At 70.9% G+C, this 13,256-nt stretch carries 11 protein-coding genes; 6 read left to right on the top strand and 5 right to left on the bottom strand.

Annotated elements, in window-relative coordinates; translation table 11 throughout:
* Window positions 1-182 precede the first annotated feature (182 nt).
* From AC1DC5_RS03475 to AC1DC5_RS03450, 6 genes are all read left to right on the top strand, one after another.
* Window positions 183-1,220, top strand: a complete 1,038-nt coding sequence (locus AC1DC5_RS03475; RefSeq protein WP_441405080.1) for a universal stress protein — start codon at window positions 183-185, stop codon at window positions 1,218-1,220.
* A 38-nt stretch (window positions 1,221-1,258) separates the two neighbouring features.
* The gene (locus AC1DC5_RS03470; RefSeq protein ID WP_476864205.1) at window positions 1,259-4,042 is read left to right on the top strand and encodes a PEP/pyruvate-binding domain-containing protein; all 2,784 of its coding nucleotides are present in this window, start codon (window positions 1,259-1,261) and stop codon (window positions 4,040-4,042) included.
* Entirely contained in the window at window positions 4,035-4,811 is a 777-nt protein-coding gene (locus tag AC1DC5_RS03465) for a hypothetical protein (protein WP_441405078.1), read from the top strand. The genes AC1DC5_RS03470 and AC1DC5_RS03465 overlap by 8 nt, the downstream gene beginning before the upstream one ends.
* Before the next feature lie 127 nt (window positions 4,812-4,938).
* Window positions 4,939-6,102 (top strand): LolA family protein, encoded by a 1,164-nt coding sequence (locus AC1DC5_RS03460; RefSeq protein WP_441405077.1) that lies wholly within the window; start codon window positions 4,939-4,941, stop codon window positions 6,100-6,102.
* Between the two features lie 18 nt (window positions 6,103-6,120).
* Window positions 6,121-7,176 (top strand): ABC transporter ATP-binding protein, encoded by a 1,056-nt coding sequence (locus tag AC1DC5_RS03455; RefSeq protein WP_441405076.1) that lies wholly within the window; start codon window positions 6,121-6,123, stop codon window positions 7,174-7,176.
* A gap of 43 nt (window positions 7,177-7,219) precedes the next feature.
* Window positions 7,220-8,062 (top strand): ABC transporter permease, encoded by an 843-nt coding sequence (locus AC1DC5_RS03450; RefSeq protein ID WP_441405150.1) that lies wholly within the window; start codon window positions 7,220-7,222, stop codon window positions 8,060-8,062.
* Window positions 8,063-8,101: 39 nt separating this feature from the next.
* On the opposite strand, the gene AC1DC5_RS03445 is transcribed toward AC1DC5_RS03450, so the two are convergent.
* The 5 genes from AC1DC5_RS03445 to AC1DC5_RS03425 all read right to left on the bottom strand — a co-directional run bounded on the left by AC1DC5_RS03445 (window position 8,102) and on the right by AC1DC5_RS03425 (window position 13,244).
* Window positions 8,102-9,583, bottom strand: a complete 1,482-nt coding sequence (locus AC1DC5_RS03445; protein ID WP_476864204.1) for a C40 family peptidase — start codon at window positions 9,581-9,583, stop codon at window positions 8,102-8,104.
* Between the two features lie 217 nt (window positions 9,584-9,800).
* Complete coding sequence (locus AC1DC5_RS03440; protein ID WP_441405074.1) at window positions 9,801-10,733, bottom strand: cation diffusion facilitator family transporter; 933 nt, start codon at window positions 10,731-10,733, stop codon at window positions 9,801-9,803.
* Window positions 10,734-10,743: 10 nt separating this feature from the next.
* Window positions 10,744-11,214 carry a metallopeptidase family protein gene (locus AC1DC5_RS03435; RefSeq protein WP_441405073.1) on the bottom strand — a complete coding sequence of 157 codons (471 nt, stop codon included), beginning with the start codon at window positions 11,212-11,214 and terminating at the stop codon, window positions 10,744-10,746.
* Window positions 11,215-11,235: 21 nt separating this feature from the next.
* A complete protein-coding gene (locus AC1DC5_RS03430; RefSeq protein ID WP_441405072.1) occupies window positions 11,236-12,264 on the bottom strand; it encodes a DMT family transporter in 1,029 nt (342 codons plus the stop codon).
* Between the two features lie 98 nt (window positions 12,265-12,362).
* Window positions 12,363-13,244, bottom strand: a complete 882-nt coding sequence (locus tag AC1DC5_RS03425; RefSeq protein WP_441405071.1) for an ArgP/LysG family DNA-binding transcriptional regulator — start codon at window positions 13,242-13,244, stop codon at window positions 12,363-12,365.
* Window positions 13,245-13,256: the final 12 nt, after the last annotated feature.

Raw genomic sequence — 13,256 nt, 5'->3', positions numbered from 1 at the left:
TGAAGTCCGCCGTCCGGGCCTTCGTCCGGTGTGCTTGCTTGTTCCCGCCAAACCGAGAATAGTTGGGAAAACCAGGGGTTCCGGCCGCAGATTGTTCGGCCGCGTCGCCAATGGACGCTGCACGCGGGCACGTCTGGCAGAATAGCCGCAACATCAGGCAAGAATCGCGAGGAGGCGGACCCATGGGCCGAGAACAGGTGCATCCGGATCCGGCAGGGGATGTCCCGGCCGGCTCCGCAGCTCCCCGGGGGATCGTGGTCGGCGTCGATGGTTCAGACCACAGCAAGTGCGCCCTGGTGTGGGCCGCCCGCGAAGCCGAGCGCCGCCGTCGTCCGCTGCACGTTGTCACCGCCTACTCCGTTCCGATCTTCGCTGCGTCAGGGCTCGACGGCGGGTACGCCACCGTTGACGACTCGGTGATCCGCGAAGGCGCGGAAGCCATCCTTAAGCAGGCCGTGAACAAGGTCGCCGGGTACCTGATTGACGTCGACGCCTCCGTCGAGAACGGCGACGCCTCCGGCGTCCTGCTGGAAATGTCCGAAACCGCCGAACTGCTGGTCTTCGGCACCCGGGGCCGGGGCGGCTTCGTCGGCCGGCTGCTCGGCTCCGTCAGCAGCGCTCTCCCCGCGCACGCCAAATGCCCCACAGTCACCGTCCCCCTGATCTGCTCGGACCGGCTGGGCGAAACCACCGACGACAAGCACGTCCTGGCGGAACGGGCGAAGTCCGGGCACGTCCCGGTCGAAAACGTTGTGGTGGTAGGCGTCGACGGCTCCGAACAGGCCCGTGTGGCGGTACTGGAAGCGGCGGCCCAGGCCGAGCGGCTCTCGGCGCCGCTGCGGGTGGTCTGCGCCGTCCCGCAGTACAACGGCTCGCTGGCCTGGGTTCCCGCGCCGATGGACCGTGAGGCGCTCTTCGCAGACATCAGGACCCAGCTCGACGCCGGCTCCGCCTGGATCCGGAGCCACTTTCCCCGCCTCACGGTGGAGACCGAGCTCGTGGACGGCTCGCCCGTGGACATCCTCGTCGGGGCCAGCCGGCACGTGGAACTGGTGGTCGTCGGCACCCGCGGCCGCGGCGGCTTCGCCGGGATGCTGCTCGGGTCCACCTCGGACGGCATCCTGCACCACGCCAAGGGACCCGTCATGGTGGTCCCGGACCGGGACGATCCCCGGCTGGCGGACCGGGTGAACTTCGGGCCCATGCTCGGCGATTCGTAGCCCGGACCGGACCCGGGCGGGCGTTGAAGGGAGGCCGGGTGGAGCAGCTCCCCGGCGCAGGTGCGCCTGCGCAGGACCAACAGGAACCGCTGCACGGGCTGGTGCTCGCGCTTGAGCGGGTCAGCGCCGGGCTGCTTCCCGACGTCGGCGGCAAGGCGGCCAACCTCGGTGAACTGATGCGGTCGGGGCTGCCGGTTCCGGCCGGGTTCTGCCTGACCACGGAGGCCTACCGGCGGGCCACGTCGCCCGCCGGGCTCGACGACGTCCACGCAGCTCTTGCCGCGACCGCCCCGGACGACCTGCCGGGACTCGCCCGGCTGGCCGCCGACGCCCGCAGGCTGGTCCTGGCCGTGGACATCCCTGCCGACATTGCCGACGCCGTCCGGGCCGCCTATGCGGCGCTGGGCACGGACGCGGCCGTGGCGGTCCGGTCCTCCGCCACCGCCGAGGACCTGCCGTTCGCCAGCTTCGCCGGCCAGCAGGACACCATCCTGAACGTCGTCGGCGTCGATGCGGTCCTGACGGCGGTCCGGCAATGCTGGGCCTCACTCTGGACCGACCGGGCGGTGAGCTACCGCGCCACCCACGGAATCAGCCCCTCGACGGTGTCGCTCGCCGTCGTGGTCCAGCGGATGGTGGACGCGGCCGTGGCCGGGGTCCTGTTCACCGCGAACCCCGTGACCGGAAGGCGGCACGAGGCGGTCATTGACGCCAGCCCTGGCCTCGGCGAGGCGGTGGTTTCCGGGGCGGTCAACCCGGACCACTTCGTCGTCGACAGCGCCACGCAGAAAATTCTGGAGCGCCGGATCGGGAGCAAGGGTGTGGCCATCCGGCCGCTGCCGGGCGGCGGAACTGAACGGGTAGAACAGTCCGACGCCGGCTCGCAGCCCTGCGTCGACGACGCCCAGCTGCTGGCCCTGGAGCGCCTTGGCCGCCGCGCGGAGCTGCACTTCGGCGCGCCGCAGGACCTCGAATGGGCCATCGACGGCGGCGGCGTGCTGTGGCTGACGCAGTCGCGGCCCGTCACCACCCTCTACCCCTTGCCGGAGCGGCGGCGCGTCCGGGAGGGTACACGGGTCTACCTGTGCTTCAGCCTGGCCCAGGGCCTGACCCGCCCGCTGACCCCAATGGGACTGGCAGGCTTCCGGCTGATTGCCTCTTCCGTGGCGCGCGCGGCGCAGTTCGACGTCCCGGAGCCACACGACGGGCCCACGCCCTACGTCCAGGCCGGCCAGCGCCTCTTCTTCGACCTGACCCCGGTAGTGCGCAGCGCCGTTGGACGGGCCATCGTGCCGCGGGTGTTCGACGTCATGGAGTCCCGCTCCGCGGCCGTGCTGCGGCGGCTGTTCACGGACCCCCGCTTTTCCGTCACCAGCAGGTCCCCCTGGCGGGTGCTGCGCCACGTCGGCCCTGTGGCGGCCCGCGCAAGGGTTCCGGAGACGCTGCTGCGCGCACTGTTCCGGCCCGAGGCCGCGCTGCGCCGGGCGGAGCGGTTCGGTGAACGGTTCCGGGCCGCCCTGGTGGTCCCGGCCGGGTCCACCCCCGTGCAGCGGTTGGACCACGTGGAGCGCATCCTGGGGCACGAGCTCTTCCCGGTGGTGCCGAACATCCTGCCGCTGCCGGCCCTTGGCTTTGCCTCGCTGGCGGCCGCCGGGAGGCTGCTGGGAGACGACGCCGGGCAGGGGGCCTTGCAACCGGTGCTGCGGGGACTCCCCAACAACGTCACCACCGAGATGGACCTGGCCCTCTGGCAGCTCGCCGCAGCTATCCGGGCCGACGCCGCAGCGGTAGCGGTGTTCGATGACGCTGCGTTCGACGGCGCTGGGGTGCCGGAGCTGGTCCGCCGCTACCGTGCCCGCGAGCTTCCCGCCGTCGTGCAGTCCGGTCTCGCCGGCTTCCTGGGCCGCTACGGGCACCGGGCAGTGGCGGAAATCGACCTTGGCATGCCCCGCTGGGCCGACGACCCGTCCCACATCCTCGGGGTCCTGGCCAACTACCTGCGGCTGGAGGACCCCGGCCAGGCGCCGGACCGGCAGTTCAGCAAGGCGGCTCGGGAGGCCGAGGCGCAGGTGGAACGGCTTGCCGCCGCCGCGGGGGAGCGGAGCAGACTGCACGCGGCGCTGGTGCGGGCGGCGCTGAAACGCACCCGGATGTTTGCCGGCCTGCGCGAACTGCCGAAGTACCACATCGTCGAAGCCCTGGCCGCGGTGCGGAGGCAGCTCCAGGCCATCGGGACGGAACTGGCCTCCGCCGGCCGCATCGGCGAGGCAGACGACGTCTTCTTCCTGGACCTGGCCGAGGTCCGCGAAGGTCTCGCCGGGAGGCCGCTGCAGCACCTTGTGGCGCAGCGCCGCGAGGACTACGAGCAGGAACTGGGCCGGCGGCACATCCCGCGGGTGCTGCTCTCGGACGGGACGGAACCCGAAGCGCTCCAGACCGGCGATGCGGGGGCGAAGGCCGGAACCCCGGGACTCCTGACGGGAACTCCCGCGTCGGCAGGCACCGTTACCGCCACGGCCCGCGTCATCCTGGACCCGCACGGAGCGCGGCTGGAACCCGGCGAGATCCTGGTGGCGCCCTCCACAGATCCGGGCTGGACGCCCTTGTTCCTCACCGCCGGCGCTCTGGTGATGGAAATGGGCGGACCCAACTCGCACGGCGCCGTCGTCGCCCGGGAGTACGGGATTCCCGCCGTGGTCGGAGTCCCCGACGCCACCTCGCTGATCGCCACCGGGCACAGCATCACGGTCGACGGCGCCGCCGGCACCGTGGTGCTGGACGCCGGGGCTTCGGGGCCGCAGCAGCAGCCGGCCCATGAGTGACGTGCCGGGTCCGATGCCGGTGACGGGCGACGGGCCGGCGGCCGAACACCCGGCGGAGCCCCAGTCGGCGGAGACCCAATCGTCGAAGACCCAATCGGCGGAGCCCCAATCGGCAGCGGCCGGCGTCGACGATCCCTGGCTCCCCGCATGGCTGGTCAGCCGTCCGCTCACCACCGGCTGGGCCTGGACGGGGTTCTGGGCCGCCCTGATCGTCGCAGACGATTTCTTCGACTTCGCGGGATGGTCCTGGTACGTGATGGTCGGGATGGCCGCCCTGCCCACCCTGCTGGCCACCATCGCACTGCTGCAGGCCACTCCCCGCCGGCACCTCAAGCCGCGGAAGGACTCCGTGCTGGGCCACTTTTTCGTCCGCTTCCTCGCCCTGACGGCCGCGTTCCTCGTGTGGGGTGTCTCGGTGGTCATGAGCGCCTCGATCTCCACCACCATCCAGTCCCTCGTCGGCGCTTCGGAGCGAGAGGTCACTGCCCTGGGGTTCAACCTCCTGCTGGCTGCGGTTCCCCTCGTGGTGTCCGTGCTTTGGCTGGCCTTCATCATCCGGTGCGCGTGGTTCCTGCGCCGGCTCCGCGGCTGGAAACAGGACCCCGTGCGGGCCCGCTTGCCGAAGAAATTTCTGCGCGGTAGGCCGCGGCTCCGTCGCGTCGTCATCGGGCTCGCCCACCCGGGGCTGCTGCTCGTCGCCGGGCTGGGCACGTCGGTGCTCGCGCTCCTGCTCGGGGCGGTCGAAATGACGCTGAATGTTTTTGCTTAGCCCTCCACCGGGCCGCGTCCCCGGCGGCCCGGATGCCCCTGCTTGCGACGTCCGCCGGAGAGGGTGAAGTCGGCCACTTCCAGGCGTACTGTTGAATCATGAGCTGCAAGGTTGGAGCGCGGTCACAATGACGCGCAAATGGCTGCGTTGGATGCCCGCAGTGGCGGTGCCTGCCGTGATCGCCGCCGGCGTCCTGTCCGGATCCCTTCCCGCGAGCGCCGGAGACCCCCTGCCGGAGAAAACGCCGCAGCAGGTGCTGCTCATGATCGCCCAGCATGACGAGAAATCCCTGTCCGGGACGCTGGAACAAACCTCCGCGATCGGTCTGCCGGAACTTCCGAAATCCGGTCCCGGCGCGGGCTCCCCGGAGACGGCGTGGCTGGAGCTGCTGACCGGACCCCACACCGCGCGGGTCTACCTCGACGGGCCGGAGAAAGCCCGCGTGCAAATCATGGACCGGATGGCGGAGCGCGACGCGATCAAGAACGGCACGGAACTCTGGTTCTATAACTCCAAGGACAACACGGCCGCCCACGCCCAGCTCCCTGCCGATGCGGCCAGCCGCCACAGCGCCCAGCCCGGAACCGTGCCGACCCCGGCGGAACTGGCTGACAAACTGCTCGCCAAAGTCGATGCAAGCACCGACGTGACCGTGGGCCCGGATACCCAAGTTGCCGGACGGGCAGCCTACAACCTCGTGCTCACGCCGCAGTCGGGCGCCACCCTGGTGGGGTCCATCGCCATTGCGGTCGACGGCGGAACCGGACTCCCGCTGGGCGTCGAACTCCGGGCGCGGGGACAGGCGGAGCCGGCGTTCAGCGTCGCCTTCACGAGCCTCAATCTTGACTCTCCGGATTCCTCCGTCTTCACGTTCACCCCGCCGCCAGGGGCCACCGTCAAAGAGATCCCTCTGCCGGACCACAACGCCAGCGCCGCCACTCCGCCGTCGGACCCCGCCCAAGCGAAGGCTGCGAAGCGGCCTGCCGTCACCGGAACCGGCTGGGAATCGGTGCTCGAATTCCCCGCCGGAGCCATCGCTCTTCCGGGCGGGACCCCGCCCCAGGCCGGAGCGCCGGACCCCGCCACCGCCAACCCGCTCCGGCCTGACCCCGCAGCCCCGGAGGGAAGCCGGTCCGGCGCCGCCGCGGTGCTGGAGCAGGCCGCGGTAGCCGTTCCGGGCGGCCGGCTGGTGTCCACATCGCTGGTGAATGTACTGATCCTCGACGACGGGCGTATCCTCGCCGGTTCCGTGCCGTTGGAGCGGCTGCAGGCTGCCGCCACTCAGCGGTGACCGCCCGGTGACCGCCGCGTGACCGCCGTCGGGCCGGCGACGGAACCCTACGGTACGGAACTGAGCATCGAGACCGCCGGCCTCAGCAAGCGCTTTGGCCGCCAGCTGGCCGTCGACGGCGTCGACCTGGCCGTGCCGAAAGGCTCGGTGTTCGGCTTCTTGGGGCCCAACGGCTCCGGCAAGACCACCACCATCCGGCTCATGCTGGGCCTCGCCGCGGCCAGCAGCGGCTCCGTCCGGCTCCTCGGCCAGGAGATGCCGGGGCAACTGCGCGAGGTGCTGCCCCGAGTAGGTGCCCTGGTCGAGGGGCCCGCCTTCTACCCCTTCCTCTCCGGCGCGGCCAACTTGCACCGGTTCGACGCCGCGGACCCGCATGTTCCCGCCGCCACCCGGAAAGCCCGGGTCCAGTCGGCGCTGGAGCGGGTGGGGCTGACGCATGCCGCGGACAAGAAGGTCCGGGCCTATTCGCTGGGCATGAAGCAGAGGCTGGGGATCGCCAACGCCCTGCTGGCGCCCCGGGAACTCCTGGTCCTGGACGAACCCACCAATGGGCTCGATCCGCAGGGTACCAGGGAGGTCCGCAGCCTGGTGCGCTCGCTCGCCGCGGACGGCGCCACCGTGTTCGTCTCCAGCCATCTGCTCGCCGAGGTGGAACAGATCTGCACGCACGCGGCCATCATGAGCGCGGGCCGGCTGGTGGCACAGGGGACCCTCGCCGAGCTGCGCCAGGGCGGGCAGGCCCGGATCCGCGTACTCACGCCGGATACGGGGGCTGCGGCCGACGTGCTGGCCCGGCTGGGCCTGAGCGCGGCCGTGGACGGGCCGGGCGCCGGTGAGACACCGGGCAGGGCCAGCCTCAGTGCGGGCCCGGGCAGGACCGAATCCAACAGTGACGGCGGCGTGCTCTACGCCCCGCTCCCCGGTGCGGCGGGCGATGGCGCAGTGGCACCCGAGGCCGTGGTGGCCGCCCTGGTGGCGGCCGGAGTCCGGGTCCGGGGCTTCGCGACCGAACAGGTCAGCCTGGAAGATCGCTTCGTGGCGCTGACGGGGGAGGGCTTCGACGTTGTCCAGTGAAGATCTTCGTTCCAGTGAAGGAGCCCGCCCCGGCCCGGCCGCGGTGACCACCCGGCGGCGACAACAGGGCAACCGGGGCAGCGGCCTGCTCGCCTCCGAACTCGGGGTCCTCTTCCGCCGGCGCCGTACCTGGGCCATGCTCTGTGCGCTGGCGGCCATTCCGATCCTGATCGCCGTGGCGGTCCGCGTGTCCTCCGCGGTGCCGGCCGGCCGGGGTCCGGCGTTCCTGGACCGGATTTCCCAGAACGGTCTGTTCGTTGGCGTGACCGCGATGCTCGTGTCCGTTCCGCTGTTCCTGCCGCTGACCGTGGGCGTGGTGGCGGGGGACACCGTCGCCGGAGAGGCCGGGCTGGGGACACTGCGGTACCTGCTGGTGGCGCCCGCGGGCCGCGTCCGGCTGCTGCTGGTGAAATACGCCGGGGCAGTGGTCTTCGCCGTCGCGGCGCCGCTCGTGGTGGCCCTGGTCGGTGCCGGAATCGGAGCGGCTCTCTTCCCGGTGGGGCCGGTCACGCTGCTGTCCGGGGATGCCATCGGCGCCGCCGAGGCAATGCGGCGGCTGCTGCTGATCGCCGCCTACCTTGCCGTCTCGCTGATGGGCCTCTCGGCGATCGGTCTCTTTATGTCCACGCTCACGGACGTGCCCGTGGGTGCGATGGCATCCACCGTCGTGCTGTCGGTCGTCTCACAGGTCCTCGACGCGCTGCCGCAGCTGGAATGGCTGCACCCGTGGCTCTTCAGCCACTACTGGCTGGACTTCGCGGACCTGCTCCGCCAGCCCGTCGCCTGGGATTCCTTCCTCACAAACGCGTTGCTGCAGGGCGGCTACGTCGCCGTTTTCGGTGCGCTCGCCTACGGCAGGTTCATCACAAAGGACGTGCTCTCCTAACGTCCGGATCCGGCAGGATCCCGACGGCGGCGGGAAACCTCAGTACCGGGCGGCCACGGGGTGGAGCTGCATCCCGGACATGGAGGCCAGGTCCGTCACGGTAATCCCGGCGTCCTCGTTCAGCGCCTGGACCACCCGCCCGCCGCCGAGGTAGATCGCCACATGGTAGAAACCCGGTGCCGAACCCCAGACCAGCAGGTCGCCCGGCTGGGCCTGGGCGAGCGGAACATGGACGGGGGCCTGGGCGAACTGCTGGGACGCCGTGCGGGGCAGGTACTTTCCGGCCGCGGCGAACGCGTTCTGCACGAGGCCGGAGCAGTCGAACCCGTGGGCGCCGGTTCCGCCGTACTGGTAGAAATAGGGCGCGCCGACCTTGCCGAGAGCCACCGAGATCGCCGTCTGGTTGGAACCGCCCGGCGCCGGSGCCGGCGCCGGCGCCGGCGCCGGCGCCGGGGCCGGCGGAGGCGCGGGTGCAGGCGCGGGTGGCAAAACCGGCGCGGGCGCAGGCAACGCCGGAGCCGGCGGTGCCGGAACGGGTAGGGCCGGCGTGGACGGTGCCGGTGGAACCGGCGCGGGTGCGGCTGGTGCCTGTGAACCCGGGGCGGGTGCGGCCGGTGCCTGCGGACCCGGAAGCACCGGAGCCGGGTTGCCGGAGCCGCTATCGGCACCGGTCCCCTGGCCCTGCCCGGCGGTACCTGTCACTGCGGCCAGCCGGTCCTGCTGGCGCTGCCGTTCCAGGGCATCCACGCGCTCTGATTCCAGTGCAACGGTCGTGTCCCTGAGGTTCGCGAGCTGGTCCACCAGGACGGTCCGCTGTGCGCTGGCCTCGGACACGGCCTGGCGCTGGGCGTCGCTGGCACGTTCGGCGTCGAGCTTGCGGGCCTCCGCCGTCCGGGCCGCCTCGTCGGCGGCACGGTTGGCGTCGGCGGCGGCAGCCGTCAGCGATTCGGCGGCGACGGCCGCGGTTTCCGCCGATTGGAAGGCCCGGGTGCGGCCGGCCGTCACTGCCTCAAGGGTGGCGGCCTGCTGCAGGGCGTTGCCGGTCCCGGTGACAAAGCTGCTCAGAGCCGGATTCAGCCCGCCGCTGCGGTAGAGATCGCCGGCGAGCTGGCCGATCTGCTTGCGCGTCTTCGCCTGCTCCTCGCCGGCTGCCGAGGCCCTGGCGGCGGCAACCGCGGCGGCGTCGCGCCGGAGCTGCAGTTCCACGAGCGCTTCGCCATAGGCGTTATTGGCCTGCAGGGAGGCTTCGAGGCTGGCGTCCTGCGCCGTGGAGGCGTCCGCCAGGAGCCGGTCGATCGTGGCGACCTGTGCCGCCGTCGCACTTTCACTGGCCTTGGCCGCGGCAATCTCATCCGGCGATGGGATCTCCGGCGCAGCCGGAATCTGGACAGCCGGAATCTGGACAGCCGGAATCTGGACAGATGCGGGCGGTGCGGCGTGTGCGGGAATCGCAAGCGTTCCCAGGAGTGCGACGGCGGCGCATAGCGCGGCCGTCTTTCGGCCGGAACCGGTCCAAGTCATGGGCAAACCTCGCTGCAGTGTCGGGCTGGAGCGGGCGAGCGCGGATTCCGGCGCGAGAAACGCCCGGCTGATCCCCCAGCACGGTCGAGGCTACGTGCCAATGGCCACTTTGGCAACACGGGTCACATCAATAACATAAACAACAACTATGTCATTTGGTCACATTTGGGCAGAGCGTGTCGGAGGGTGCCGCCGCCCGGTGCTTTGAATTCCGGACTTAGGCGTGCTGGTGGGATTCGTGCTCCGCGTGGGAGGCCGGTTCCAGCTGGAAGGTGCAGTGCTCGGTGTCGAAGTGCGAGCCCAGGCAGCTGACCAGCTTGTCCAGGACCTGGTCCGCGCCGCGGGCTCCCAGTGCCGCGTCCTCCACCACCACGTGGGCGGAAAACACCGGCACACCGGAGGTGATGGTCCAGATGTGGATGTCGTGCACGGACACCACACCCTCCACGGAGAGGATGTGCTCGCGGATCAGCTGCACGTCCACGCCCTTGGGGGTCGCCTCCAGCAGCACATCCACCACATCGCGGAGCAGGTGCCAGGCCCGCGGCAGAATCATCAACGCAATGACGATCGAGGCGATGGTGTCCGCCGCCTGGTATCCCGTGACCATAATGACCACGGCGGCGGCGATGACGGCGAAGGAGCCCAGCAGGTCGCCCAGGACCTCGAGGTAGGCGCCCCGGACGTTGAGGCTCTCCTTCTGGGCGCCGCGGAGGATCAGCAGGGAGACGAGGTTGGCGACGGCGCCCAGGACGGCCGCGTAAAGCATGACGTCGGTCTGCACCTCGGGGGTGGAGCCGAAGCGGCGAATCGCCTCCGTGAAGATGACCACCGAGATGACGATCAGCACCAGCGCGTTGGCCAGGGCGGCCAGCACCTCGGCGCGCTGGTAGCCGTAGGTACGCTGGTCGCTGGCCGGCCGGCCGGCGATCCAGGCGGCCAGGAGGGCGATGGAGACGCCGGCCGCGTCGGAAAGCATGTGGCCGGCGTCGGCCAGCAGGGCGAGCGAGCCGGAAATCAGCGCGCCGGCGATCTGGATCAGGACGACGGCGAGGGTGATGGCCAGGACGGCGACCAGGCGCTTCCGGTGCTTGGCTGTGCCTGTGCCAGAGGCCCTAATCCCGTGTGTGTGGCTGTGGTCGTGTCCCATGCCTACAAGGCTAGCCCCAGCCGAGCTCGTGCAGGCGCTCGTCGCTGATGCCGAAGTGGTGCGCGATCTCATGGACCACGGTGACCGTCACTTCCTCGATCACGTCCTCACGCGACTCGCAGATCTCGAGGATCGGCTGCCGGTAGATGGTGATGCGGTCCGGCAGGGAACCGGCGTCCCACCAGGAGTCCCGTTCGGTGAGCGGCACACCCTCGTAAAGGCCCAGCAGCACGGTGTCAGGATCCTCGCCCGGCTGCGGGGTGTAGTCGTCCTCGATGAAGATGGCCACGTTGTTCATGGTCTTCGCCAGCTCCGGCGGGATCTGGTCCAGGGCGTCGCTCACGGCGGCTTCGAAGTCGTCTTGGGACATCGGGAACGGGGCGTGATCGTGGTTGGCGCCGTTCCCGCCGTCGTCGGGGTTCTCGGGGTTCTCCGGGCCGTCCGGAACGATTGGCAGGCCGGGCGGCAGGGAAGCGGGCATAGCTGAAACTCTAGCGCCGAATCAGCGGGACCGGCGCCGGGTCAGCCCCACCCCCACGAGGCAGATGACGCCTCCCACCAGGCCCCAGACCGTGGGGATCTCGCCGAGCACCAGCCAGGAGATCAGGATCGTGGTGCCGGGCACGAGGTAGGTGGTGGCCGCGAGCCGGCCGGCGTCGATCAGGGACAACGCATAGGCCCAGGTGGTGAACGCGATTGCGGTGGGGAAGATGCCGAGATAGACCAGCCCCAGCGTCGCCGGCAGCGGGGCCGCCTGCAGTTCGGCGATCAGCTGGCCGCTGAAGGGGAGGCAGCAGACCGCGCCGACCAGGATCCCGAACCAGGTGGCCTGGGCCGCGGGCAACTTCCGGAGGACCGGTTTTTGCACGATCACACTGACCGCGGCGAGAGCCGCCGCCAGCAGGCACAACAGCACCCCGGCGACGTCGGCCGTGGACCGCTGCCCGGACCCCAGCGCTATCACCGCGACGCCGCCGAACGCGACGAGGCTGCCGATGATCAGCCAGCGGGGGAAGCCCTCCTTGAGGATCACCCCGGCCATGATGGCCACCAGGATCGGGTTGACGTTGATCAGCAGCGCGGCCGTGCCGGCGTCGAGGAGGTGTTCGGCGGCGTTCAGGGCGAGGTTGTAGCCGCCGAACCACATCACGCCGTAAGCCAGGATGGGCCACCACTCGCGGCCCCGGGGGAGGTTGGGGTTCTTCAGCAGTTGCGGCAGCACCACCAGGCCCAGGACGACGGCGGCGATCGCCAGCCGGCCGAGGGTCAGGGAGCCGGGGGAGAAGCTGGGTCCCACGGCCCGGATGCCCACGAAAGCGGAGGCCCACAACACCACGGTGACCACGACGGCGGCGATGCCGAGCCTGCTGATCTGGCCCGGCGGGAGGAGCTGCTTCGCGGAGTTTGCGGGGTTTGCGGGGTCCGCCGGGTGGGCGGGCTGGGAGGCGGGCGCGTGCGGCGGCACTTCGTGGGTGCCGTCCGGGCGCGCGCTGTCCGGTTGGGGGGAGCCCGTCTGGGCGGTTGTTGCCATGCTGCCAATCTAGCCGGTGCAGGGGCCCGGTGACTGGCGGAAATCGGTCACGTCTAGGCGAGTTCCTGCCAACAGCGGGGCTGCCGTCTAAGGAGGGTTCACCGCAGCGGGCGGGCGGCCGCCTGGATGGCCGCCGCAACCTCGTCGAGGGCCGCCGAGCCGTGCCGCCACTGCTGCCAGTGGAGCGGCACATCCACGTGCGCGGCGGCGTCCATGGACGCCAAGGTTTGGCGCTTCAGCTCCTCCGAGACCTCGATTTCGGGGAGGAGTCCCCACCCCATGCCCCAGCGGATGGCTTCCCCGAACTCATGGGCGGCCGGGACATAGTGCCGTGGCGGCTGGAGGGTCTTGCGGCTCACGCCGCGCAGGTAGCGGTCCTGCAGGTCGTCCTTGCGGTCGAAGACGATGACGGGCGCGACGGCGAGCGCGTCCGCCGTCGCGCCGACGGGAAACCACCGTGCGGCGAAGTCCGGCGTGCAGACCGGCAGGTAGCGCATGACGCCCAGGCGCCGGGACGAGCAGCCCGGCGCCGCCTTGGCCGTGGTGGTGATGGCAGCGGCTGCAGCGCCGCTGCGGAGGAGTTCCAGCGAATAGTCCTGGTCCTCGCGCAGGATCTCCAACTGGACCTTGTCCGCCACCGAGGCCAGTCCGGGCAGGGCCCAGGTGTGCAGGGAGTCGCTGTTGATCACGAGGGTCAGCCGGATGCTGGCGGGCTGCGTGCCGGGCTGCAACTCTTCGGCCAGATCGGCGGAGAGCATTTCCAGTTGCCGGGCGAAGCGCACCACCGCCTGCCCGGACGGCGTGAGCCCGACGGGCCGGGTCCGTGTCAGCACCGGCCGGCCGACCGCCACCTCAAGGGCGCGGACACGCTGGCTCACCGCCGACGCCGTGACCCGGAGGTGGCTGGCGGCGGCCTCGAAGCTTCCGTGCGCCACGATGGCGGCCAGGGTCCGGGCCTGGTCCGGCTGAATATCAATCATTAGCTCATCTTA

This window comes from Arthrobacter sp. 10L424 (assembly GCF_056395325.1).
The sequence above is the reverse complement of the archived record's forward strand: the minus strand, read 5'-3'. Positions and strand labels throughout refer to the sequence as shown.

What these genes read in the sequence shown, in the direction of transcription:
- AC1DC5_RS03475 (WP_441405080.1), top strand. Translation starts at nt 183, where the DNA reads ATGGGCCGAGAACAGGTGCATCCGGATCCGGCAGGGGATGTCCCGGCC.
- AC1DC5_RS03440 (WP_441405074.1), bottom strand. Translation starts at nt 10,733, where the DNA reads ATGGGACACGACCACAGCCACACACACGGGATTAGGGCCTCTGGCACA.
- AC1DC5_RS03430 (WP_441405072.1), bottom strand. Translation starts at nt 12,264, where the DNA reads ATGGCAACAACCGCCCAGACGGGCTCCCCCCAACCGGACAGCGCGCGC.
- AC1DC5_RS03435 (WP_441405073.1), bottom strand. Translation starts at nt 11,214, where the DNA reads ATGCCCGCTTCCCTGCCGCCCGGCCTGCCAATCGTTCCGGACGGCCCG.
- AC1DC5_RS03425 (WP_441405071.1), bottom strand. Translation starts at nt 13,244, where the DNA reads ATGATTGATATTCAGCCGGACCAGGCCCGGACCCTGGCCGCCATCGTG.
- AC1DC5_RS03460 (WP_441405077.1), top strand. Translation starts at nt 4,939, where the DNA reads ATGACGCGCAAATGGCTGCGTTGGATGCCCGCAGTGGCGGTGCCTGCC.
- AC1DC5_RS03465 (WP_441405078.1), top strand. Translation starts at nt 4,035, where the DNA reads ATGAGTGACGTGCCGGGTCCGATGCCGGTGACGGGCGACGGGCCGGCG.